This window comes from Shouchella oshimensis, from assembly GCF_004375095.1.
Lineage (GTDB): Bacteria > Bacillota > Bacilli > Bacillales > Bacillaceae_D > Shouchella > Shouchella oshimensis.
In genome coordinates, this window is sequence record NZ_SNUX01000002.1 from 495703 (window position 1) to 519205 (window position 23503).

General features: G+C 36.5%; 20 protein-coding genes and 1 pseudogene. 13 read left to right on the forward strand and 8 right to left on the reverse strand.

The features are described from left to right. Positions 1 to 94 precede the first annotated feature (94 nt). Complete coding sequence (locus E2L03_RS08580) at positions 95 to 949, forward strand: GIY-YIG nuclease family protein (RefSeq protein WP_134258947.1); 855 nt, start codon at positions 95 to 97, stop codon at positions 947 to 949. A gap of 97 nt (positions 950 to 1046) precedes the next feature. Here the strand turns inward: E2L03_RS08580 and E2L03_RS08585 are convergent, their stop codons facing one another. After that, positions 1047 to 1757 (reverse strand): ComEA family DNA-binding protein, encoded by a 711-nt coding sequence (locus E2L03_RS08585; RefSeq protein WP_134258948.1) that lies wholly within the window; start codon positions 1755 to 1757, stop codon positions 1047 to 1049. 158 nt (positions 1758 to 1915) lie between these two features. Between E2L03_RS08585 and E2L03_RS08590 the strand changes: the two genes are divergently transcribed. Next, a complete protein-coding gene (locus tag E2L03_RS08590) occupies positions 1916 to 2563 on the forward strand; it encodes a hypothetical protein (protein ID WP_134258949.1) in 648 nt (215 codons plus the stop codon). A 45-nt stretch (positions 2564 to 2608) separates the two neighbouring features. Here E2L03_RS08590 and E2L03_RS08595 read toward each other — a convergent pair whose 3' ends face one another. Beyond that, on the reverse strand, positions 2609 to 3880 hold the full coding sequence (locus E2L03_RS08595; protein WP_134258950.1) for a DNA cytosine methyltransferase: 1272 nt from the start codon (positions 3878 to 3880) through the stop codon (positions 2609 to 2611). Between the two features lie 79 nt (positions 3881 to 3959). Between E2L03_RS08595 and E2L03_RS08600 the strand changes: the two genes are divergently transcribed. Together E2L03_RS08600 and E2L03_RS08605 are read left to right on the forward strand one after the other, a co-directional pair. After that, the gene (locus E2L03_RS08600) at positions 3960 to 5705 is read left to right on the forward strand and encodes a hypothetical protein (RefSeq protein WP_134258951.1); all 1746 of its coding nucleotides are present in this window, start codon (positions 3960 to 3962) and stop codon (positions 5703 to 5705) included. A 188-nt stretch (positions 5706 to 5893) separates the two neighbouring features. Next, positions 5894 to 6493: an inositol monophosphatase family protein gene (locus tag E2L03_RS08605; RefSeq protein ID WP_166740241.1), complete on the forward strand. Its 600-nt coding sequence runs from the start codon at positions 5894 to 5896 to the stop codon at positions 6491 to 6493. A 313-nt stretch (positions 6494 to 6806) separates the two neighbouring features. On the opposite strand, the gene E2L03_RS08610 is transcribed toward E2L03_RS08605, so the two are convergent. Then, positions 6807 to 7115, reverse strand: coding sequence for a nucleotide pyrophosphohydrolase (locus E2L03_RS08610; RefSeq protein WP_134258953.1), 309 nt, complete (start codon positions 7113 to 7115; stop codon positions 6807 to 6809). Between the two features lie 93 nt (positions 7116 to 7208). Between E2L03_RS08610 and E2L03_RS08615 the strand changes: the two genes are divergently transcribed. Together E2L03_RS08615 and E2L03_RS08620 are read left to right on the forward strand one after the other, a co-directional pair. After that, a complete protein-coding gene (locus E2L03_RS08615) occupies positions 7209 to 7613 on the forward strand; it encodes a hypothetical protein (RefSeq protein WP_166740242.1) in 405 nt (134 codons plus the stop codon). Positions 7614 to 7738: 125 nt separating this feature from the next. After that, entirely contained in the window at positions 7739 to 7972 is a 234-nt protein-coding gene (locus E2L03_RS08620) for a hypothetical protein (RefSeq protein ID WP_166740243.1), read from the forward strand. 120 nt (positions 7973 to 8092) lie between these two features. On the opposite strand, the gene E2L03_RS20840 is transcribed toward E2L03_RS08620, so the two are convergent. Together E2L03_RS20840 and E2L03_RS08625 are read right to left on the reverse strand one after the other, a co-directional pair. Next, positions 8093 to 8215: a hypothetical protein gene (locus E2L03_RS20840; protein WP_276338646.1), complete on the reverse strand. Its 123-nt coding sequence runs from the start codon at positions 8213 to 8215 to the stop codon at positions 8093 to 8095. Continuing rightward, the gene (locus E2L03_RS08625) at positions 8212 to 9300 is read right to left on the reverse strand and encodes a response regulator aspartate phosphatase (RefSeq protein WP_134258956.1); all 1089 of its coding nucleotides are present in this window, start codon (positions 9298 to 9300) and stop codon (positions 8212 to 8214) included. Before E2L03_RS08625 ends, E2L03_RS20840 begins: the two co-directional genes overlap by 4 nt. A gap of 322 nt (positions 9301 to 9622) precedes the next feature. Between E2L03_RS08625 and E2L03_RS08630 the strand changes: the two genes are divergently transcribed. The 3 genes from E2L03_RS08630 (at position 9623) to E2L03_RS08640 (ending at position 17436) form a co-directional block, all read left to right on the forward strand. Next, entirely contained in the window at positions 9623 to 12727 is a 3105-nt protein-coding gene (locus E2L03_RS08630; RefSeq protein ID WP_134258957.1) for a DEAD/DEAH box helicase, read from the forward strand. Positions 12728 to 13605: 878 nt separating this feature from the next. Further along, on the forward strand, positions 13606 to 14268 hold the full coding sequence (locus tag E2L03_RS08635; RefSeq protein WP_134258958.1) for a 4'-phosphopantetheinyl transferase family protein: 663 nt from the start codon (positions 13606 to 13608) through the stop codon (positions 14266 to 14268). A 168-nt stretch (positions 14269 to 14436) separates the two neighbouring features. Beyond that, positions 14437 to 17436, forward strand: a complete 3000-nt coding sequence (locus tag E2L03_RS08640; protein ID WP_166740244.1) for an amino acid adenylation domain-containing protein — start codon at positions 14437 to 14439, stop codon at positions 17434 to 17436. Positions 17437 to 18055: 619 nt separating this feature from the next. Here the strand turns inward: E2L03_RS08640 and E2L03_RS08645 are convergent. Next, positions 18056 to 18514: a DinB family protein gene (locus E2L03_RS08645; protein ID WP_134258960.1), complete on the reverse strand. Its 459-nt coding sequence runs from the start codon at positions 18512 to 18514 to the stop codon at positions 18056 to 18058. Positions 18515 to 18754: 240 nt separating this feature from the next. Between E2L03_RS08645 and E2L03_RS08650 the strand changes: the two genes are divergently transcribed. The 3 genes from E2L03_RS08650 to E2L03_RS08660 all read left to right on the forward strand — a co-directional run bounded on the left by E2L03_RS08650 (position 18755) and on the right by E2L03_RS08660 (position 20964). Further along, positions 18755 to 19669 (forward strand): helix-turn-helix domain-containing protein, encoded by a 915-nt coding sequence (locus tag E2L03_RS08650; RefSeq protein ID WP_038476748.1) that lies wholly within the window; start codon positions 18755 to 18757, stop codon positions 19667 to 19669. 438 nt (positions 19670 to 20107) lie between these two features. Beyond that, a complete protein-coding gene (locus E2L03_RS08655; protein WP_035398778.1) occupies positions 20108 to 20431 on the forward strand; it encodes a MazG nucleotide pyrophosphohydrolase domain-containing protein in 324 nt (107 codons plus the stop codon). A 56-nt stretch (positions 20432 to 20487) separates the two neighbouring features. Next, positions 20488 to 20964 carry an SRPBCC domain-containing protein gene (locus E2L03_RS08660; protein ID WP_134258961.1) on the forward strand — a complete coding sequence of 159 codons (477 nt, stop codon included), beginning with the start codon at positions 20488 to 20490 and terminating at the stop codon, positions 20962 to 20964. A 248-nt stretch (positions 20965 to 21212) separates the two neighbouring features. Here the strand turns inward: E2L03_RS08660 and E2L03_RS20365 are convergent, their stop codons facing one another. Then, positions 21213 to 21407, reverse strand: a complete 195-nt coding sequence (locus tag E2L03_RS20365; RefSeq protein ID WP_166740245.1) for a hypothetical protein — start codon at positions 21405 to 21407, stop codon at positions 21213 to 21215. Positions 21408 to 21530: 123 nt separating this feature from the next. On the opposite strand from E2L03_RS20365, the pseudogene E2L03_RS08665 reads away from it, so the two are divergent. Beyond that, positions 21531 to 22596, forward strand: a pseudogene (locus E2L03_RS08665) (helix-turn-helix domain-containing protein). A 167-nt stretch (positions 22597 to 22763) separates the two neighbouring features. On the opposite strand, the gene E2L03_RS08670 reads toward E2L03_RS08665, so the two are convergent. Continuing rightward, on the reverse strand, positions 22764 to 23438 hold the full coding sequence (locus E2L03_RS08670; RefSeq protein ID WP_051667266.1) for a CPBP family intramembrane glutamic endopeptidase: 675 nt from the start codon (positions 23436 to 23438) through the stop codon (positions 22764 to 22766). Positions 23439 to 23503 lie beyond the last annotated feature (65 nt).

Genomic DNA, 23503 nt, shown 5'->3' on the forward strand with positions numbered 1-23503 from the left:
CGATTCCGAATGGGATCGTTCTTTTGTGTGTAAATGTACAGTGGTGAGAACCGATAAACAGGGTAGAGGATACGAAGAAAGGACTGCATCCTACATGCCAAATGAACGAACAGCGATGATGTATTTTCCAAATTCAACCCACGCTTCTTCTTTAAAAGTGGTACAGGAGCCAACAAGCCAAATTCGCGGCTTTTACTTCAAAAAGAGCCTTTTAGCAGAAGTAGAGAAACTTGAGCACGCCAACAACTATGCCGTTTATTTTCTTATCTCTGATGTCGATGAACCAAGTATCTACATTGGTCAGTCGATACATGGCATTAAACGATTAAAAGAACACTTAAAGCAAAAAGACTTCTGGCAGTTTGGCATTTTATTTGTTACCGACAATAATAGCTTTGATAAGCAACTGATTGATTTTCTTGAATATGAGTTTATCCAGCGCTTTAACGCTTCGACTTATATTGTAGAGAACCGGGATATGCGCATCAATAAGCCAAATGTTAATTGGTATATGGCAGCAGCAATGAACACATTTGCTGGGCAAATTACCTTCTTGCTAGAAGCATTAGGCGTGACAATTAGACAAGCAAAGCAAGTAGAATCGTATGAAGGAGAGCGAACCTATTACCCAGCCGAAAAAAACCACCCTGCCACCATCTATCTTCACGATGGACAATTTGTGATTACAAAGGGCTCTACCGTCCTATTTCCACAAGAGAAATTGAAACACTATAAAGACGAAGGAAAACTCTATCAGAAATTAAAAGCAAAAATAAACCAACTAATTCAAGCAAAACAAGCTGAGCCTATTGATGAAAAATCCGCTCGCCTAACAGAAGACATCGTTTGTTCAAGTCCAAGCTATGCGGCAGACTTATGTAGCGGTGCGTCAAAAAATGGGTGGGAATATTGGCAAGGATTAAAGGAAGAGCGGGAGAGGTTAGGGTGAACACCTCTATTCGAGCCCTTCCCAACAATTAAGTCCAGTGATGCTATTTTTCTAGCAAATAAAAACACGCCATCAAAAAGCGTGTTTTTTCAATTATTTATTCGAAGCAAACCTTTCCTTCAGATTCAATTGCTTGCGCATGTTTATCGCCAATGCCTGAAATTCGTTTCATATCATTGTACGAAGAAAACGGTCTAAGCTGCATAATTTGACTTGCCCGATCCGGACCGATTTGGTAAATCCCTTGTACCTCTGCTTCAGAAGCAGTGTTAATATGAATGGAACCAGCAGGACAGCTATGATTGCTTTCTTCGGAACTAGATTCTGAAGTAGAGGCAGAGACCGTTTCTGATTTGGCCGTTTCTAATTCGTCTTTAAGTGTAGAAACTTCCTCCTCTAACTTCGAGATGGTTGCTTCATTGTTTGAAAGACTGTCACTTTTTTCGGTGATTTGTTCATTGAGGGAAGAGATTTCGTCTTTGTACTCTTCTTCTATTTGATCTCGTAGATCTTCTTCAAATGAATCAAGTTGCTCTTCCATTTCTTCAATATGTAAGGATAATTCATCAATTTCTTCATCTTTCTCGACTATTGTTGCTTCAAGTTCTTCGATTAATGCTTGAGCTTCATCTAGTTCACTATCTTGGGCTGAAGCTTGTTCGCCTTCAGCGCAAGCGGATAAAGTAATTGCCATAGCGATTGCGATTAAAGCATAAGGTGCTTTCTGATGTCTTGTGGTATGTTGAAAAAAAGTAAACATATAAATAATACCTGCGAGTAAGACCATTGTTGCTAGTGCGATATTCATAGTAAACCTCCTAAAATGATGTATGCTATAATTATACTAATAACAAAGACCTAAGTCAGCGGTGTTTTCCGATGAAAATAAATAATATTAAAAATCTGAATAAAAGAAATAAAATTTTAAATAACTTAGGTTAAATTTAGATTTGAGTAGGTGATAGAATGGAAAAAGAAAGACGAGAGGGTATTCAGGTGGCGGTACAAATCTTTATATTGAAATGTAAAAAATTACTTGAAACACGGAACCCCAATATTTATATGAAAGGACATCAAGAGAAATTTAGTGAATGGTTTACTGATAAAATTCCTTACGAAACTAAGGTATTAGGTAAAAATGAACATCCGGATTTATTAATACAAGGTGTTGGTTTTGAACTTAAATCTAAAAAAGGACAAGGTCATATTCAATTTAATAGCACAATTCCTTCTGGTCGTTTTAAACATAGGAGCGGGATAGAAGGAGAATGTTATTACGGTATTGGCAGATATAAAGAAGATCGCGATTATGGGCAATTACAAGATTTCTGTCTTTGTTACGGTTCATATTTTAACTTTGATTATGAAAAAGCGCATCAACATAAAAATGAACAAGATCATGGGTTTGGTGACTATGGTGACGGTGTACTAAGATATAGAAAGATGTATACTTTTCCATCACCGACAAGGGATTATAAAGGTATTTCGTTAATTTTAGATTCTGATAAAGCTTTAGATTACAGCAGTGAGCTGATATTAGAAAAAGTTATTCGAAAAGAAAGTAATGGAGCAGTACATAAGTTTTATCTTTATCGTCATAGATTATTAATTTAGTGCAGGGAATAGAAAAGAAGCAATCGCTTGATACGATTGCTTCTTTCATACAAATAATTCCATTTGTTGATAGCGTGGACGAGTACTCTTTATTAAATCTAACTCATTCTTAGACCATTCTGCTAAAGGTCTTGCGATTTGTCGTGCCAGCTCGACAGGCACTGCATTACCAATTTGCTTATATACTTTATTTAATCTACCATTCTTAGATATATTTTGGTTTCCAGAAGAGAACTCAAACCAATCCGGAAAGGTTTGAATACGTGCAATTTCTTTAACAGATAATCGTCGATGTAATTGGAAATCACCCGGTAAAATCCATTTATCTATACCCATTTTCTTCATTGCTGGACCACTTGGGTGTAAGGGGGCTTGTCTACCGGAAGCTTGAATTGTAAAACTTTGGTCTTCCCAACGCTTTTTTCGATTCCGAGAGAGGTATATGGAGGAAAAATCACCTTCATACCACTCGCCTGGATTAAGTTCTAAATCTCTGATAGCGTCTTCTAATGTTACAAAAGGCTTTTGATCTTTTCCTGTTCCATGTGTTGGTTCTGGAAACTTAAAGGTATGTTTTAAATCTTCACGTATTCCAATTATAAAAACACGCTCACGAAGTTGTGGAACACCATAATCCCGCGAGTTGACCAGGTTAGTGGTAATGTTATAACCAACCGATTTAAAATCCTCAATAATTTGTTTTGCAACTTCACCGTTTGCAAGAGTTAATAGCCCTTTAACATTTTCAGCTATAAAAAAAGCAGGTTTCGTTTGCAATAAGGAGCGTATAAAATGGATATATAGGAAATTACGATCATCATCAATTAGTCGTGGTCCCGCACTGCTAAACCCTGGACAAGGAAATCCACCCAAAATTACATCTGCTTTTGGGAAAAATTTAATTTTCCTTATATCAGTTTCTTCTTGTAAGATATGATTTGGAAAATTTTTTCTATATGTTTCGTTTGCTTCTTTAAATAAATCTAACGAATAAATTGTGTGGAAAAGACCTTGGTGTCTAATTTCGTTAAGTTTTTCTTTGCTTTCAAGGTAATGATTTATAGTTTGTTCTCCATGAAAAACATCTAAACCTGTCAACTCAAAACCTAAGTCAAGCCCTCCAGAACCTGAAAAAAGGCTGATAACATTAAGTTTATCTGGATCGTAATTTAGGTTCTCTACATTATTTTCGGAAGAAAATTCTCTTACATAGTTTTGTTCGAATTGAATTTTATCTAATAATAGTTTTTCTACGTCTTTAGCGTCATAATTACCAATGGGTCGAAATTTAGCACGACCTCTATCTTTAACTTTCATACGAAACACCTCATTTTAAATAGTAACATGCTTAAAATAACTGGTCACCTATAACATTTTGACAATGGAGGTAAGTCTTTTGTTGCCGAGACAAATTGGAGATAAACACGTTCTTACAGTAGTTAATTACTTAAAAATGAGATTGCTGAATAAAAGTTATGAAGAAACGAATGATTTAGCTGCTCAAACTGTAAATTTCATTGTAAAAGAAGTTTCAACCTTATCTCAAATAGATAAAGTTAAAAGTAAATTTGAAAATGAATCTCCTGATAATTATGCAGATCTTGAATTGATATTAAAAGATGGTACTTCTCAGAAGGTTAATTTGTTTGTTATTAAAAAGAATGCACAAATACAAATGAAAAATCCAGGTGCAAAAAGTGTGTTCAGTAATTATTTTCAGTCTGAAGGTATGCAATTGAAGTTCAATCACTTTCTAGATAGACGTTATTATAAATACTTATCAGAAGTTCTTAAATTAGTAAATTGTGAGCCGAGTTCATATCATACGGTGACTGAAATGAGAAGAGAAGTGAATAAGTTCTTTCCAAAATTTACAGACGAAATTAATCCAGTAAGAGAAAAATTCTTGAACTCATTAAGAGAGTACAGTTACGAATTATTAAAAGAAGAATATAACGAAGGTAGCTATAAAAATATTGAATACGCGTTTAATTCATTATTACTATTAAATGATATAAATATTGTAACACGTTATGATGACAAAAACAAGAATATATGTTCTGGTGTTGGGTTTTTTAATCATAATTTAAACTTATCTTATCCGCTTCGAATTTTTAAAAAAGGGCAGAATAAAGTTGGCATTAGAATTGGAAAGCAAGGTTTATCACTAAGATTTAAGTTTGAAAGTGCGCCAAACTCAGCCATTAAGTTAGTTAGTAGTGCTGAAGAATTTGAGCAGGCTTCAAGCTATTCAACTATTAATTTACACTATGTCCGTAAGTTTGAAATGTTGATTAAGAAACATACTAAGAGTATTGAAACCCTAAATGAAAGTAATGCAATTGGAAAATGTCATGAAGCTATTTTTTATTATTACTTTCTAAAGAAAAATGATGAAATTGAACAAGTTGACGAAAAAGTATTTACGGACATGTTTATAAAATACTCGTCTAGCTTAAGTGAAGAAACTATACAATGGCTTATATCTGGGGTACAGGTTTCTTATGAAAAGTTAAAAAATTTCTTGAATGAGAAGTATGGAGTTTATGAACTTGATAGTATTCAACTTGTTCCCGAGAGCTATATCGTTGACCCATTGGACTCCTCTGACATGAAAATAAATCTAAAAGTGAAAGGAAAGTATCGAACAGAAGAAATATCTTTAAAGGCACTAAAAAAAATTCAGAAAAATACAACCGTTAAAAACGCAGGCATGGGTAAGATATTAGGATCACAATATTTTAATTTAGGAGATTTAAAGGAAGAAATTAGTGAAGCGAAGGCAAAATATTTATCTGACGAAAAAACACATATGGAAAGCTTAGAATTTATGGCAGATAAGATTGGCAATGCATTAGAGTTTGCGCCTCAGAATAATTTGAGAAACGGACTTAAGGCGATGTTAGGAAACTGTACAGTGGTAATTACTTATTATCAAGCAAATAAGGCTGTTGTTTTACAGCATGGTAATATTGATGGAGAAGTTATCGTATTAAGGGCGAAACCAACTACAATACAAAATACATTGCAATGGAATAATGGGACAGAAAAAATTTCTATTAGAGCAAAGTTTAGCAAAGGGCAATCACATGGATGGTCATCATTAAAGTTGGATTGTAATTATAGCATTGAAGTTAAGTAGAGCAGATTTAGCATGTTAGAGAAAAGTCGTACCTTTATGTGTACAACACCCAGTCAAAACCTTGTTTACAATTGATTAAATAAGGTTTTTTGATTTGAGGTGCTTCAATGCTAAATCGTAAAAATGTTGCTTTAAACTTGTTAAAAAAAGTCGCTCTAATCCTTAATAGAGCATTACAGGAGAATTATATGAGTGACTACCACCAATTAAAAATGTATTCATTCCTTCATCAGAGTATTTGCTGGAGTTTTCCATTTGATACTATTTGCTTTTCATATGAAGAACTTCCAGCTAAAATGCATGATTCGCTCTGGTTAATTTCTCTAGAGCCTTATGAAAAAAAGCAAGCAAACAGTGCTTATAGTTTATCTATCGCAATCATTGAGAATAAAGTACTGACTCAAGGTTTTGTTTATGATAATCTATCAAACAATTTCTACTACGCGGAAAAAGGGAGAGGTGCTTTCTTAAATGGACAGCCCCTCTGTCGTGACGAATTAATGCGTTTAAGAGAAGCGGAAATTCGAATGGATTCCTCATTTCTACGAAGAGAACAGCCATTAAATCCTTCTTATCAACGAGTAAGGATGGCAGAGCTTCCTACTGCTTTAGAGATTTGTACAGTTGCTGAAGGGAACACAGATATATTTATGACTATGAATCAGACTCCTTACGAATTTGCCGCTGCAAGTTTGATTGCAAAAGAGGCTGGGGTGGAGGTAATGACGTTAGAAGGGCAAGAGTTACGTTGGAATAAAGCGTCTAGTGTATGGTGTGGTGTTGTTTAAAATGGTAAGACATGAGGTGATTTGTATTCGTATAAATATATTGTTTCATTTTATGAAATATTGAACTAATCCTTTCTTTCTCTACCTAATGTAGTTAGCGAAAAACAACAATTTATATTATAGGGATCTATTTTTGCTGAATGTACATTAATATAAGACTTTTATAGTGAGCAATACTATCAATACGGAGGATGAGATATCGTCCCGTCCCTTAGCATTAATACTTTCTCTACTGAGTTATTTCATTTTACATAGATTTAACATAAATAATTGTGTTATTAATATATCTAATGAGGCGAATTTTAGGATTTGGTTAATTATCTACTACAGGATATTTAATGCTATTCTTCTCAACCTTATCATGAATAATCTCCTTCACGTCTAATCCTAAATCAGAACATAGCATGAGTGAATAGATAAGAACATCCGCTATTTCTTCTCGAATGTTCTCTTCATTATTCTTAATTGCGTTTTCACTAGTAACCCATTGAAAATCCTCTAAAAGTTCCGCTGCTTCAATAGATATGGAAATAGCTAAATCTTTAGGGTTGTGATATTGTCGCCAGTTTCGTTCATCTCTAAATCGATTGATGCGATTAATTAAAGTTTGAATGTCGCTCATGTTAAAGTCCTCTCCTTAGATCTAATATTTTTTTATTATATATATCACAATGTTAAGAATTTTAATAGTTTTTATTTTTTAGAGGTGGTTATGTTGCGCTATTTTGTTTCTATTTCTATGATTTTGTTGTTTATGACCGGATGCAATAGTAATAGAGAAGAATTTATTGTTAACTTGGAGGTGCTTGTTCTAGGTCCGTTAGAGAATGATGAGTACATGTTAGAAATTGTACACTTAGATGAGTCAAGGTATATGGATCGTCACCCTGTTGCTTATATTGATGATCCTTTTGAAGAAGATGTAAACCTTTATCTAACAAAAAACGGGTCTGTAAATGTGTCTGTGGAAACAGATATGAGTTATTCCATAACTGTATTTGAAACAACCTTAACGGAGAAAGGGGAGGGAATGAATTTACATCAAAACAAGGGCAATCCATTGTGGGGAGAAGAAGTTCTAATAAATGATGATACGAAACAATTGATAGATTTAAATTGATGCCGGTATAGTCAAAAAATTAGCTTCAAAAAGGATACAGGTAGAAGTGGCTGTTTTTCTCCAATAGGGGAATGAATAGGGCATTGATCTAAAAAGGAGTGTCAGATATGGCGTTTTTCATTCTTATGATTGGCGTATTTTTAATTATTGCTACTAAAGAAAAGGGAGTCTCTCTTTTCAAAAATAAAGCATGGGATGTGGTACACCTGATTTTATTTGTCTCAACTATAGCATTATATGTTGTTAATAGCACATTCGTTCAGTTAGTTCCTGATACAATAATAAGTTTTCTATCAATTGTATTAGTAATTCCGTTGTTCATTACCTTTTTAAAACGCAATCACACGGCTGATGTATAAAAGAAAGTCGAAGAGGGGAAGAACGATCTTCGACTTTCTTTTTCTCTTTAAATTTACATGCTAAATAAGAAAAATGCCTCAAAACAAAGGATACCTTAGTTTTGAGGCGGTAGAGGAATTTTATGTTTGATCGTAACCAGTCTTACCAAATGGTTCAATAGCATGATGATCATCGGAGTGAATAGAAAACGCTGTAGACGTAAATAAGGTTACTGCAATAAAAGCGAAAAGATACTTTTTCATTCTTGACCATCCCCAATCATGTTTTGGTTTAACTTTGCTTTGTAGGCGATCTTAAAGTACTTTATTACGCTATCATCATCGCCCTTTTTTTCAAAAATGTCAATTAATTCTTCAGCCAATTCACACACTTCAAAATACAGTTCAGCGTTAAGTAATTCGTCTAAGACTTCATCAACCAATGAAATTTTATGTGCATGATAAAGACCATCCATATACTTGCACCTAGCTTTACACTCTAGATCATTGTAAAACTGTGCGCTTGCTTTCGCTTTTTCTAAATGAATAAGTGCGTTGCTCTTATCGCCAAGCTTAAATTGAGCATGAGCCATTTCCGCCAAAGTGTTCATTCCATAAATAGAGTTTGCATGTTCTTCAATCTCTAAAGCCCTTTTAAAATAATGAAGCGCTGACAGATAGTTCTTTTGTGAGAACTGGCTAAGACCAAGTGCTCTTAATATAATTCCTGTCGTTGTAGCATAGGTGCTCTCATTGAGAGCTTCAATTAAAATTTGATCACCTTTGTCATACTGTCTTAATTCTACATAAATCGCACCCATCACCTGCTTATTATTAATTGCTTTCTTAGTAAGGTTTAAACGCCTAAACACTGTTTCTGCTTGTTCTAGATACGATAATGAAAGGAGATATTGATTTATTCTATAGTACGCATAGCCCATATAGCCTAAAAATTCAGCTTCTTCTGCATCGTCTTGTACATATTCCAACAATCTTTCGGCCTTTCTAAACATCTTAACGGCAGTTCGGTATTTATGGTTATTAAATTCATCTTGACCACTGACGAAATAGTACAAATACTTTAAGTAATGATCCATTTGCGTTTCAACATACTGAAACGTATCCTCTAGCGACACGCTCTTGTTATTTCCGTCTAGCATATTCTCATGTCGATAATTGACAAGCGAATAATAGGCTAGGATTTTATCATCGTCTTCCATTTTCTTGAGCATTTGCGTCACTTCATGTTTGAGGATGGTTGCGTCTTCATAGGAGCTTGATAAAATACAACTATACCATTCTACAATTTTAGCACCCACCTTCGATGAAGGGATTTTCTCCTCGTGCATGTTATACACCCTCTTTGCTTAGTAGTATCCAACTAGGATCACTTTACCATATTTACTATACAAATTGTGGAAATTAAACTATTTGCCAACATGAAAAAAGGTTGGAAATAATAAGAACCCGATTTTGCCTCATCGGAGAGAATAGATAAGGTTATAGACTATAGCAAGTTGTACGAAGTTTATCGTTCTGCCAAAACTCCAAGATTATGTTAAAATTTTCAAGAGATCTACTCCTATTGATGCGGCTAAAATGTATGGTTGCCTGCATCACGAATCAGGTTGTGGAAAAGTAGTGAACAGATACATACATTCAGGGGGACACATGAATAAAAGAAATGATATTTTAGATGCATGGATCATGGTCGAACAGCTGTCGGAAGGTTCTATTAATAAAAAAGATTCTTCTTTAGTGCCATTACGTACTCAAGAAGAAGACTGGCATAGCTTTTTCTTACGCTTTTTAGAAAAGCAAAAAGTAGAACGAAACATTACTGACAAGGGTTTTAAGAAATCGGGTCTCGTACTTTATTTTGGCATTTTCAATTTTGAAGAAGTAATTGAATTGTTGAGGAGTCAATTTAAGATTGAAAAATCGTATGAAGAGGTGAGTAAATCTGACAAGTTCACCTTCTTATTAAGCTTTGATAACGAACTCAATTTCAAAGAAGACGAGTTATTCTTTACAATGAGTGGCTATGTTCAACAATACAAGAAATTCCCTAAAAACTTCACCGGGTTTGAAGATAATTTTAAAGAGGATTTGAAAAAGAGATTTGAAGAAGACTTTAATCAAACCATGAAGGAACTTTTTACAAAATACGTGGTGTCTAAGGAACAGTTTCGTTATCAATTCGTGAACAATGTTATGAACAGTGATCCTAATCTCCATTCGTTTTTTATAGAGGATTTGAATAAGGCAAAGAAAAAGTCGAATGAGAACTTGGATCGCTATTTTAATGGGTTTGTAGGATCTCGCCAGAATCTTGACAGCAATAAAGAGTCCCCTCATTTTAATCCATGTGTTTTTGAGAGTATTTTAAAGCCTAAATTTTATCCTCTTGGACGTTTCCCGAGTAATCCAAAGTTTGCGTTGTCCTTTATGCAGCAGGTTGCGGTTAATCTCGCCTCTAATGATCGTAATTCCATTCGTAGTGTAAATGGGCCACCAGGTACAGGCAAGACCACCTTATTAAAAGATATTTTTGCGGATTTAGTTGTGCAGCAAGCATCGGAAATCGTCGCTTTATCTACAAAACGTATAGACGGTAGCTTGACGTACTGGAAAAATGCGAAATTGGGTGTTTTGCCACACATTATTTCTGAGAAGAATATCGTTGTTGCCAGTTCAAATAACGGTGCGGTTCAAAATATTGTTAGAGAATTGCCGAAGAACGAGCAAATCTCAGAAGAATTTCAAAATCAGCTTGCTGAGGCCGATTATTTTAAGCAATTATCCAACTCTAAAGTAAAGGTGGAAGGGGTTGGAAAGAATCGTGCTCTTACCCTTGAACATGTAGAAGATGAGAATTGGGGGACCTTTTCATTGGAGGGTGGCGCCTCAAAAAATATGAATAACGTTCTCTTACATATCGAATCAATTGAGAAAAATTTAGAAGATGACTACCAAACGAATGAAGGTGCCTATAAGGAATTTATGCGTCTTACTGAGCGATTAAAAAAAGAAAGAGAAACGATACAACAATTCAGTGAAAAGGTATCTCTTTTTCAAAAGGTAACCATTGACTATACTGAGCAGCGCGCTGCTTTTAATGAAAAAGAAAAGCAGAAGCATGAAGCCTTAGCCTCCGTTAAAAAAAGAGAGAGAGACGACGTGGAAAGAGTCGAACAGGAAATGGCTCATCTTAAAAAGGAACATGATAGCACATCTATCGAACTCGAAGATCTAAAGAATGTACAAGCTCAAGCTGAAAGGAATTATGATGTCATTAGCGCAAAAAAGCCGAGCCTTTTCTGGGTGAAAAAACTGTTAAAGGTGCCGGAAATGAACGAATACATGAAAGAGCTTACAAGCGCAAATGACAAACTGAATCAGATGACTCAACAGCAAACAGACTTAAAAAAGACGCAGTCGAAGTTGGAGAAGCAACTACATAATTATGAAAAAAGAGTAAAGAGCGCAGTGAAACGGATTGAAGAATCACAGGCTGAATTCAATCAATGGATTAGTACTGAACAAACGATTTTGCGAAATTTAGAGCAGCAAATAACAGCCTTGAGAGAAGATTTGGTGAAAAGTGATAGGAAGGTACTTGATTTTTCACTCTCCTATGATCAACTCCAAAAATCCAACCCATGGTTTTCTGATCATTTCCGTACCTTACAATCAGAGCTCTTTATTTCAGCGCTAAAAGTACGGAAACAATTTCTTTATGAAAACAGAAAGAATGTAAAGAAGGCGAGGATGATTTGGCAAAAGCAGTCTGATTATATTGCAAAAGAAAATGGGCTTCTAATACTTGCTGAGTCGTGGCAATGGATCAACTTCACGATCCCTGTCATTAGCACAACATTTGCTAGTTTTGGTCGGATGTTTAAACATTTGAATGAAAACACAATCGGGAATTTATTTATAGATGAGGCGGGCCAAGCACTGCCGCAAGCGAGTGTCGGGGCCATCTTAAGAAGTAAAAAGGTGATGGTCGTTGGAGACCCATCGCAAATCAAGCCTGTATTAACTTTAGATTCGCCTGTTTTGAGTTTGATAGGGAGGCATTACAAAGTAGATGAAACCTTTGTCTCCGCTGATGCATCGACTCAAACGCTTGTTGATGCAACGAGTCAGTTTGGCTTTCAAAAAGACGAAGAAGAATGGATTGGTATCCCTCTTTGGGTGCATCGACGGTCGAACTACCCGATGTTTACCATTTCAAATAAAATCTCGTATAACAACCTAATGGTTCAAGGTAAAGAAGGGGATGCCGCACAGGGGAAATCAGATTGGTTTGATTCAACAGGAAATGCCGTTGACAAGTATGTGAAAGAACAAGCTCTCTTACTTAAAAAGCTAATTACGAATCGTTTGCAAGATAACCCGGATTTAGCTGAAGACATCTATGTCATCACGCCATTTAGAAACGTTGCTTTTAAAGTGGCACGTGTGTTAGATGACATTGATTTTACAAAAAGAGAAAACGGAAAACCAGTCAATGTTGGGACAGTACATACGTTTCAAGGGAAAGAAGCAAAGGTTGTTTACTTTGTGCTAGGGGCAGATTCTACAAGTAGTGGTGCAGCTAGTTGGGCCGTTTCTGAAGCCAATATTATGAATGTGGCAGCAACTCGTGCGAAAGAGGAATTTTACGTCATCGGTGATAAGGACTTATATGGATCTCTGGGAAGTAACGTGGCAGATAGTACTATCTCCATTATTGAGAAGTATAACGAAAAGGCACAACTGCTTACTTAACCTACGTTAGTCTCACTCATATCTGGTTGATAGAAATTTCATGATTTCGATTACGGTTCCAGATACATGTGACCAGATTGATGTGATTCTCAGTCAACACATAGCTAAGCAAAATATGGATATAAATACTGAGGCTGGGACAAAAGTAGATAGACAGACCAAAATGACGAACATTGAAAATAAGAACGTTTGTCGTTTCTTTTATATGAAAATTAACGGAAGGAGAATCCGAAGACTCCTGGGGGATCAGCACGTGTCTGAAGACTCTGGAGTGGCGGTTTTCCACGGAGGAGGCTGAGGCCGTGTCCCCGGAAAGTAAAGGATTCTCCTGTAGCGGTGCTACTTAGCATATTTTAGACTATTCGTCTTTTCAAATACTACTTTTCGTTATGTCCCAGCCTCTTTTATAAAATGTAAAAAGCTCAAAATGAGCCGTAAACCGATCAAGATTGATTCATATCTGATTTTCCCCGTGAAACTCATGAATTGCTTGTACCACTCTGGCTAAATCGTTCAGTATACTTATTAAGTTACTTATTCTTTGAGAAATAGAACTAATCCATATTCGTAAATTCTGAATAAACTTTTTATATCAGGGTAAGTGATTCTAAAGACAATTTTTAAAGGGAATGGTGACGATGCCTGGTCATTGGGGAAAGTACGTAGTGTTACTGATTCTATACATTCTTATTGGTATTGGGATGTATTACTTTTTTGATGGAAATCCATTTCCGATAGTCTTTTTATCGTTAGGAATAGCTTTTTGGTTGATAATATTTATATGGATAAAAATGAACCGAAAAAAGGCTCAAAGAAAGCGTTAGACAATTTGTTTCATTTTAATTTGAACGGCACACACACCAATCAAAGGAGAACATATGACAATATCGATCGTGTATGGAAAGACAGAAAATGTCATAAACAATTTAAGTGGGATGGATATAAGACTGAATCAAGAGGAAATGGAAAACTACAATCGATTCCGGTTTCCTAATGATCAGAGTGATTACCTAGCCGCTCATTTACTTGCTCGTTACTGTATACACCATCTTACGGGTGTAGCGATTCATGAAATAGAATTGACTCAGCATTGTGCCACTTGTGGTGGGAATCATGGCAAACCAGAAGTGATGCACCCTGCAACGACGTTTGTCTCTTGGTCACATACGAGTGGTTATGTGGCAAGTATTTCAGCTCATAAACCAGTAGGCATTGATATTGAGAAAATGGCATCATTGGATAGAGCATTCGGAGACTCATTCTTGTCCCCATTGGAGAGGGAAGCGATTTCTTTAGCAGATGGGGATGAAATCAGCTCTACCTTATACAAGTTGTGGGTTAAGAAAGAAAGCATAATTAAGCTAGGGTTGTTTCGAATTGATGAGATGAGAGACATCTGTTTGGCTTCTAGTAACACTTTTTATTCTCATAATAGAAAGAAATACGCGTTTATTGATATTCATTCGAATCCCTTGATGGGAGCTGCTGTATATGAAATAGAAGATGGTGCCATAGAAAAGGTCTCGCTCACACATTTATAATTCGTCTACCTGACTCACTTCCTGTTCCTTTGCGCCATCGGTAAATGACACATTTCCCAATATCGGTCTAGCATATTGAAAGGTATACTTGTTAAAAGGTACAAATAGAAGCAATGAGATGCAGTATCTTTGGGAACGTGTATGTTAAAAACAAAAAGGAGCTATTTTATGATGCAGCGCAGTCTAAAGGAAATTTTCTCAATGCAGGTAGACGAAAGACCAGAGGATATCGCGTTAACGTTTGGTCATTCGCACATGACGTATGGAGAGCTAGATCAAGCTAGTAATCGTCTCGCCAATTATCTTCTGGATCAAGGTGTGAAGAAGGGTCAATTAATCGGACTGTCCCTAGATCGATCGCCTCAACTGATTGTAGCGATAGTAGCTACAATCAAGATTGGTTGTGTTTATGTCCCTATTGATTCAAAATACCCTCAAGAACGTATTGAATATATGATCGGTGATTCATGCGTCACGACTCTTATCACGACATCTACCACTCTAGCCCAAATGCCTTACCTTCAAATAGCTACCATCTTACTTGATCAAGAAGCAAGTCAAATTGATTTAATAAAAGCAACTCCTCCAGCTATGAACGTTGAACCACTTGATTTGGCTTATATTATGTACACTTCTGGATCGACTGGAACACCAAAGGGTGTAGCGATCCCACATCAAGCTATTATACGACTAGTGAAAGAAACAAATTATTTTCAAATTGATCACCAGCAAACCGTCGGTCACTTTGCGTCCACTTCTTTTGATGCAGCCACCTTTGAGATATGGGGGGCTTTATTAAATGGTGCGAAGTTAGCCATTAGTAACCCGGAACCAATTACACCGGAAAGTGTTGCTAAGGTGGTACGTGATCACAATGTATCGATTCTGTTTTTAACCACAGGCTTGTTTAACCTCATGGTTGATGAAAGGATAGACGATTTAATCGATGTTAAATATTTAATCAGTGGTGGGGAAGTGATGTCGCCTACCATTGCCAAAAAAGCTGTGGAACGATTGCCAAATACTCGGGTTTTTAATGCTTATGGTCCAACGGAAAACTGTGTCTTTAGTACGGCATTTGAATTGACGAATCGAACCAATTTCGATACGAGCATTCCGATTGGTAAGGTTCTCAATGGAACCTCCATGATAATCGTAAATGAGGAGTTGAACATTGTCGATGATGGTCAAATTGGTGAACTTCTTCTAGGCGGTCTCGGTCTTGCGAGTGGTTATTGGAATCGTGAGGATGTCACAAAAGAAATGTTTATTTACTTGAATCGTGAGCGTTTTTATAGAACAGGGGATCTCGTACGTAAGCTTCCAGATGGAACTATTGAGTATTTAGGTAGGATGGATCATCAAGTTAAAATTCGTGGTTTTCGAATAGAGCTTAATGAGATCGAAAATCACATTATACTAAATGATGAGATTAAGCATTGTTCCGTTAGTATTCAAGAAAATACGCCAGGAGATAAACGTCTCGTGTCCTATCTTGTCCCGTTGAATCAAAAAACCTTTCACCTTAAAAATTTAACAGCCTATCTAAAGCAAAAATTACCTGAATATATGATCCCCTCTAATTATGTCATACTAGATAGCTTACCCTTAACAACTAATGGGAAAGTAGATCGCGCGGCATTGTCGAATACACTGTTCACTCGTCCCAACTTTGGCGTGCCTTATAAAGCGCCACAAACAGAAAGGGAGCAACAGCTGGTACACATATGGCAAGATCTATTACAAGTCGATCAGGTCGGCGTGGACGATGATTTTTTTGAACTTGGAGGAAACTCTCTTCTTGCAGCTCGAGCGATAATTCGTATGAAAGAAGCACTAGACACTTTCTTACCGTCAAGCGCGTTGTATAAGTATTCCACCATTTTCAAGCTAGCTAGCTTCCTAAAGAATCAATCTACAGAAACCGATTTTACTACAGTAAATTTAGCCAATGAGATTCAATTAGAAGAACGCATTTCACCATCAACTACATTCAGCCCTTCATTCTATAAACAAAAAGCCATCTTCTTAACAGGAGCAACTGGATTTTTAGGGGCATTTTTAATCAAAGAATTTCTGGAGCATGATGAGGAAGCGAATATTTACTGTCTAGTTCGTGCATCTAGTGTAGCAGAAGGTCTTCGACGCATTAAACAGAATATGGAAAAGTATCATATTTGGTCTGATGCGTATGAGCCGAAGATTAAACCGATTCCTGGTCACTTAGATCGACCAATGTTCGGGCTAACCCGAGAGGAATTCGATCAATTAGCGAAAACCATTGACGTCATTTATCATAATGGGGCAAAAGTAAACTATGTTCAAGCTTACGATTTGCACAAAAGTGCAAACGTAACTGGTACACAAATGATCCTTGAACTTGCATGCACCTCATCTCTCAAACCGGTTCATTATGTATCAACGATTTCTGTATTTGGTCCGATTGGTTATTTTACGGATGTTAAAGAATTAAAAGAGGATAGTCGTTTGGAGATAAGTGAACCGTTTGTTTATAAAGACATGGGTTATTCGCAAAGCAAATGGGTTGCTGAAAGCGTAATGTGGGAAGCAAACAAAAGGGGTATTCCTATGACGGTGTTTCGTCCAGGCTTTATCATGGGTGATAGTCATACAGGTGTAAATAACACCGAAGATTACGTTGCTCGAATGATCAAAGGTTGCATCCAATTAGGGACTTATCCTCATTTACCTAGACAAAGAAAAGAATTTGTACCTGTAGATTTTGTGGCCAAAGCGGTACGAGAAATTTGTCTCGATCCAACTAACTTTGGAAAAGCATACCATCTAACGCCGCCGACAGATAGTATGGATCTTGAAGATTTCTTTGCAGAAATGAATACCACACTCGGCTATTCGCTTAAGGTGGTTCCTTATAAAGACTGGGTTCAGCAACTTATCGAGGAAACAAAGAATTCTAGCGATAATGCTTTGACACCATTTCTTACACTTCTCTCTGAAGAGCTTTATAATGGGAAGACAGCCTTTGAGCTTTATGAAAATATGCCCACGTACCATTCGAACAATGTGGAAAAGGCTCTTAGCGAGAGCGGGCTGATCTTTCCGGTAATGGACAAGAAGTTGTTATGCACGTATTTTAACTATATGAAAAAAATTGGGTTTATTCCATCACCACTAGTACGAGTTTAAAGAACGACCGAGGCCCATTTTGTTTAAGAAGAAGCGTTACGTTAACGAGGCTGGGGCAAAAGTAGATAGACAGACCAAAATGACGAACATTCCTGGAAATAGGAACGTTCGTCGTTTGTTTTATATGAAAATTAGCAGAAGGAGAATCCGAAGACTCTTGGGGGATCAGCACGTGTCTGAAGACTCTGGAGTGGCGGTTTTCCACGAAGGAGGCTGAGGCCGTGTCCCCGGAAAGCGAAGGATTCTCCTGTAGCGGTGCTACTTAGCATATTTTAGACTATTCGTCTTTTCAAATACTACTTTTAGTTACGTCCCAGCCTCTTTTTATTGGTTTTTGACGTATTTAAGAAGGATAGATGAAGTCTTATTGTTTTACTGTTAAGTTTAATCGTGCCAATGAATATACTAGAAGTAACGTAACACTGGGAGGATTTCAGATGGAGATTACGTGGAAATCTTATAGTGTTTTATTCTTAAGTCTGTTCTTGTTGTGCTATATTTTTTGGACTGCTAATTTTGCTTAACAAGAAGAGTCCTTTAAGCTACTCTCTAATTGTAAAGAATTGACGTCTACCATTAAACATAGTGTGATGGCGTTTAAGACCACCAAGTAGTTCAATTAAATGTGTTTGGAAATGGTATGAATCGTTTGAAAGTGTATTCCTTCATGAAAAATAGTTCGAATTAAAACTTGTTCAATGGTTTGCATGCCCATTTCAATAGGCGGATGAATGTCTTCTAGACGATCTTTATACATTTCCATGATCAAATCTGGCTGCGAACGAAGCAATTCTTTTAGTTCTTGGTAGGAAGGGGTTTCAGTAGAAAAATGACTTGGATTTGTCCCATAACCAAACCATTTATGATAAGCATGTGGATAGGGTATTTTTTCCTTTATTAATGTCTCGATCCACACATATTGATCGAGGTAAAGATGCCCCAAATTCCATCTAATATTATTATGAAAGCCATTTGGTACGATGTCAGCCTCTTCTGCACTTACACTGTTTAAACTAGTTAGAGTCTCTTCTCGGTAAGTCTTTAATTGCTTAAAAAGATTTTTATGAAATTTTTTCACTTTATCTCTCTCCTTTCAGATCATTCTGTATCGTTATCTAATTATACCGTTAGAGGAATAAAAAAGCTTTACTTCCTTAAATGCATAAGGTCGCTGAATGGAACGAATGAGCAATAGCAACCCAAAAAACGGCGATGCCACGCAAAAAATGAAAAGTGCAACCAGGAATGGCGCGGTTGCAACCGCTGGTAGGTAGAGGGAAAGTGGTCATTGGATTACGATAAGAATGAGGTGAGGAGAATGGAATTTTATCAAAAACTAAAAAAATTGAGAGCCCAAAAAGGATGGTCTCAAGAGGAATTTGCTGAAAAGCTTCAAGTCTCGAGACAGGCAATCAGTAAATGGGAGAATGGTCAAGGGTTTCCAGAAACAGAAAAACTGGTGAAGATGAGTAGGTTATTTCACGTTTCCCTGGATTACCTATTAAAGGAGGAAGATCAATCTCTTGGAGAACAAGGAACGGAAGAAGGTTACTATGCCAGTCAGGAAGTCGTAGAAGCCTATCTTCTAAATAAGAGGCAGGGCGCTAAGAAAATCGCGACTGGAGTGGCGATTCTTATAGCTTCGGTCTTATTACCGATGTATTTTCAACATGCGTTTAGCTATGTGTTGTTTATCGTAGTGATTGCTAGTGGAGTGGCTATCTTGGTATGGCAAGGATTAAGTGTGAAAGCATATGAAGAACTCGAAACACAACCATTAATTTTTGATGATTCGTTTATTCAACAGTTTAAACAGAAAAGCTTGGCTAATCGTAAAAAGTTTGGACTCTTAATTGTCACCGGAATTGTCATCATCATATTAAGTTTTGGGATACCTTTTTTAGCTAGCGACACAAGTCATGCAAACAGAGATCCCCTCTTAGCATTAATGCCGTTAATATGGGCCTTTGCTGTGTATTTGTTTATTATTGCTGGTTCTGCAATGGACGGGGAGCGGTTGGTTACCCACAATAAAGAATATCTAAAGGAATATAAAGAATATGAGGAATCAACTAAACATGAGTGGATTCATGCGGTCATGTGGCCATTGGCAACGGTTGTTTTTTTGGCCATCGGTTTTATTTGGGATGCCTGGCATCCTGGATGGTTAGTATACTTGGCTGCAGCAGTTGTTACAGTCGCTTATACGACTTGGAAAAGTAGTAAAGAGTAAAAGGATTGCACAAATTTTGTTGTTGGTATAAGAATCCCATCTTGCCCATTCGCTCGGGGTGTTGTATAGAAAAGAATCGCACTTTACTCTACAATTAGGTGCTGGAACATGTCTCTACCCTGTGACATCTCCCTTATGAAGAAAAGTAGTTAAAAAAGCTATGAGGAATAGGTTTCCTCATAGCTATGCTAACGTTTCAAGGAGGTTCGTAAATGGGAAATTCATAAGAAAATCGTAATGTCACAGATGTCTTAAGTAACAGTTTGATGTTTATTCTCTATTAATGTCAGCTCTTCAGATTGATTTTCTACTTACTCCAAGATAATTGGATTAGAGAACTATGTTAAATGAAAAATTTAACACTTTATTGTGTAACGTAACTCCATATAGTGTTAACATTAGCTTTGTTGATACTACATATTGATATGGGGGATGGATATGACGAGTGAAGAGTTTCAAAATTGGATTCAAACTTATTATGAAGAACGAGGCTGGCACGATTTAGATATTTTTATTCGAATTGGTTTTCTATCTGAAGAAACTGGAGAAGTAGCTAGAGCAATTAGAGCTCTTGAAATTGGTAGAGATAGACCGGAAGAGGAAAGAGGAGATTATCAACAAAATAAGGTGGCTCTTACTGAAGAACTAGGGGATGTTTTAGGCAATATAGCAGTCATTGCTAATAAATATAATATCTCTTTAGAGGATGTTTTTACAGTACATAGAAATAAATTAGAGGAAAGATACGCGGAAAAAGGCTAACACTAATTGAAAGTTGATCGAGTAAAGGCAAGGAACAAAATAAGGAGGATTTTATTATGGCTCATGTGTCAGGTAACAGGAGAACAGATTCTGCTTCAAGAATAATAGTGGCATCACCACAAACCATTTATCAGTCATTCTTGCATGCAGAAGCACTCGTTTCGTGGCTTCCACCGGAAGGGATGTCGGGTCATATTGACATGTTTGATCCTCGCGAAGGCGGAACGTATCGATTGACCCTCACGTACGAAATGGATCACTCGAACCCTGGCAAGACATCAGAAAACACCGATGTGTCCCAAGTGAAGTTTTTAGAGTTGGTTCCGAACAAGCGAATTGTTCAATCAGTAAAATTCCATTCCGATGATCAAGAATTTTTAGGTGAGATGAAACAGACATGGCTCTTAGAATCCATTTCGGAAGGCACAAAGGTCACGATTATTTGTGAGAACGTACCTGAAGGTATTCGTAAGGAAGATCACGACACGGGTTTACGGTCCACTTTAGAGAATCTAGCTACCTTTACTGAATGACAAACTGTAAAAGCCATTTTTGATCCCCTTTTTATATAGAGGTTTACCTCCTCTCCACCGTACTTTAATCTAGTAAATGTAAATCATATAGGGTGTGAGTTAAAAGAACCAAGGTCTTACATTCTTGGTTCTTTTTTTATGAATGGATGAAAAAGCTGATTACAAGTTTAGTTTTTTTAACTAGTTGATTGATGAAAAGATAAGAGCTGTCACGATCAAGGAGATGGGTATACTCTGATGACACTAGTTCATGCAATCATAACTTGTAAAAGAACACCAGTCAGAGTTAACTCATTTTCAATAATGTATGTTTTATCCACAATGACTGGAAGTGTTGAATGCAAAAGAGTAGAAACTAGTCGGAAATTAGTAGGGCGGAAAAACCCAAAATTAGAAGCCGACATAATAAAAGTAATACTTTTTTCTGTTTCTTCATTAGACATGATAAAAATACAAAATTGAGGTTTTGTATAGTTTAGGATAGAAAAATCTTGGATGATAAAAACACAATTATTATCAAATCAACTAAATGAATAGCGCTTATTCTATAGATGGAGGTGAGGCACGTGATGGAACAAGTGCAATGTATGATTGATTGGATTGAAGACCATTTAAAAGACCGATTTTCGTTAGATGAATTATCGGACTATATGGGGTATTCCCCTTATTATTGTTCATTTAAATTTCATCAAGTAACGGGTGTAAGCATCAAAAGGTATATTCTTCTTAGGAGATTGTATTTGTCTACAGAAGACTTGTCGAAGAATAAACGTGGCTTTCACGTATGGTTATTCCTCACAGGAAGCGTATAGTAGAGCCTTTAAAAGGGTTTTTGGTATCAATCCTGGACAATATCAGATGAAGAAGGTTCCTGTTCAATCAATTGTTAAACTCACTACTTATAAGAATGGGGCAGGATCTACGATGAATGTTTCTAGAAAAATAGAAGTTAATAAGGTGAAGAATGAGCGAAGTGATCTTTTTGATAAAAATATCCTGCATATTATGAATGGACAACTCATGTATGATGAGTTTAAAACCAACAAATTATTGGGAGATGCTGATTATGCGCCATTTAATGAAGCAATGTGCGTGAATAAAACTACAGAGGAAATATTCAATCATACTTTTATTCGTACTCGTGCCGATGGTCATAATGAATCAGAAGAAAATTATATGGATAAGGTCATCGTGCCTTTACATGATCTGTTTAACAAAGAGTATACATGTATTGTGTTATGGTTTGGAGAAGACATGTTTTGTCAGATGAATGTGCTTACTGTATTATCCTATCTTGAACAAACAAAGTATAAGGGGAAAGTGTTCTTAAATAGTTTTAGAGAAGATGAATTTAAAGTTAATCAAACAGAGCTTACTTTAGGGCATTACCATTTAACTTATAAAGAGACGATGATTCACCATGTCTTGCCATCAAACGAGTTAATGCCAATCATGTATCAAGCAATTAAAATTTATTTAGATATGCTTAAAGCAGAGAACGAAGTAGTGAAATATATTAGAAAGAATAAAGACTTACCTACAAAACAATTAATTCAAACGTTGTTTCATTTATTTCCGACAATAGGTTACGGTGACTCCCAGTATATTGAGCTAATAAATAAGATAAAATAATGCTAACCCGGCTTGATTTAAAGCAAACTAGCGGTAAAAGTAAATGATTTAAGTTCGTTTTATCGTTTAGGAACCATGAGTCAAATGGTGAAGAAGGGAAATCAGGTTCCCCAATTCTTCAACATTTGTACAAGAAGAAATCAATATTTTATATGGTTGTCATGCCATTACAAGAAGTTCATAACAATGAACGATGCAAGGGTAGCTAAACCATTATTAACGCAGTGCACGATCACGCCTGGCCAGACTGAGCCGGTCCGATAAAATAAATAGGCGGCCGCTAATCCAGTGAAAAACGCAATTGGGAGCACTTCGTTAATACCGTGTGCAACGGCGAAGATTAAGGAACTTATGATGATACTCACCCATGGACCATATCGAAGTAAAGCACTTGTTAGCACACCTCTAAAAGCAAATTCTTCCCCGATTGGCGTTGCAACGGCAATCAAAATTAATTGAAGAAGAAATAAGAGCGTACCACCTGTAGCTGCTTCACGGTAGGCGTCCTGTGTAGTAAAGTCTGTGTAGCCAAAGAAAGCAAGAATACTGAACAGAACGACTCCTGATACATAAACGGCAACCCCGAGTGCTGCTCCAGCTATCAACCATTTACCCGTTGTTTTCTTTAACCCAAAGGGCAGCGGCTTTCGAATGCGCAGGAAATACGCTGCAGCGAAAGCACAAAGCCCTGCGCCAGCAGATAAAGCAGATAAGCTTAACCCCATGATTATAGGTGTTTCACTCGTTTGCTCTACAATGATTTTTGAGAATACGACAACCACAACAATATATACAATGGCTAATACAATGATTTCTAACCAACCTGGTCTTTGTTTTTCCACTATTAGTCCCCTCCTATTTGCTATTTACTTCTTACCCTTAAATTTCAAAGTTACTCAGTAAAAAG

Excerpts from the sequence above, each read along its gene's own strand:
- E2L03_RS08580 (WP_134258947.1), top strand. The coding sequence starts at position 95 with ATGCCAAATGAACGAACAGCGATGATGTATTTTCCAAATTCAACCCAC.
- E2L03_RS08585 (WP_134258948.1), bottom strand. The coding sequence starts at position 1,757 with ATGAATATCGCACTAGCAACAATGGTCTTACTCGCAGGTATTATTTAT.
- E2L03_RS08590 (WP_134258949.1), top strand. The coding sequence starts at position 1,916 with ATGGAAAAAGAAAGACGAGAGGGTATTCAGGTGGCGGTACAAATCTTT.
- E2L03_RS08595 (WP_134258950.1), bottom strand. The coding sequence starts at position 3,880 with ATGAAAGTTAAAGATAGAGGTCGTGCTAAATTTCGACCCATTGGTAAT.
- E2L03_RS08605 (WP_166740241.1), top strand. The coding sequence starts at position 5,894 with ATGAGTGACTACCACCAATTAAAAATGTATTCATTCCTTCATCAGAGT.
- E2L03_RS08610 (WP_134258953.1), bottom strand. The coding sequence starts at position 7,115 with ATGAGCGACATTCAAACTTTAATTAATCGCATCAATCGATTTAGAGAT.
- E2L03_RS08620 (WP_166740243.1), top strand. The coding sequence starts at position 7,739 with ATGATTGGCGTATTTTTAATTATTGCTACTAAAGAAAAGGGAGTCTCT.
- E2L03_RS20840 (WP_276338646.1), bottom strand. The coding sequence starts at position 8,215 with ATGAAAAAGTATCTTTTCGCTTTTATTGCAGTAACCTTATTTACGTCT.
- E2L03_RS08625 (WP_134258956.1), bottom strand. The coding sequence starts at position 9,300 with ATGCACGAGGAGAAAATCCCTTCATCGAAGGTGGGTGCTAAAATTGTA.
- E2L03_RS08630 (WP_134258957.1), top strand. The coding sequence starts at position 9,623 with ATGAATAAAAGAAATGATATTTTAGATGCATGGATCATGGTCGAACAG.
- E2L03_RS08635 (WP_134258958.1), top strand. The coding sequence starts at position 13,606 with ATGACAATATCGATCGTGTATGGAAAGACAGAAAATGTCATAAACAAT.
- E2L03_RS08640 (WP_166740244.1), top strand. The coding sequence starts at position 14,437 with ATGATGCAGCGCAGTCTAAAGGAAATTTTCTCAATGCAGGTAGACGAA.
- E2L03_RS08650 (WP_038476748.1), top strand. The coding sequence starts at position 18,755 with ATGGAATTTTATCAAAAACTAAAAAAATTGAGAGCCCAAAAAGGATGG.
- E2L03_RS08655 (WP_035398778.1), top strand. The coding sequence starts at position 20,108 with ATGACGAGTGAAGAGTTTCAAAATTGGATTCAAACTTATTATGAAGAA.
- E2L03_RS08660 (WP_134258961.1), top strand. The coding sequence starts at position 20,488 with ATGGCTCATGTGTCAGGTAACAGGAGAACAGATTCTGCTTCAAGAATA.
- E2L03_RS20365 (WP_166740245.1), bottom strand. The coding sequence starts at position 21,407 with ATGTCTAATGAAGAAACAGAAAAAAGTATTACTTTTATTATGTCGGCT.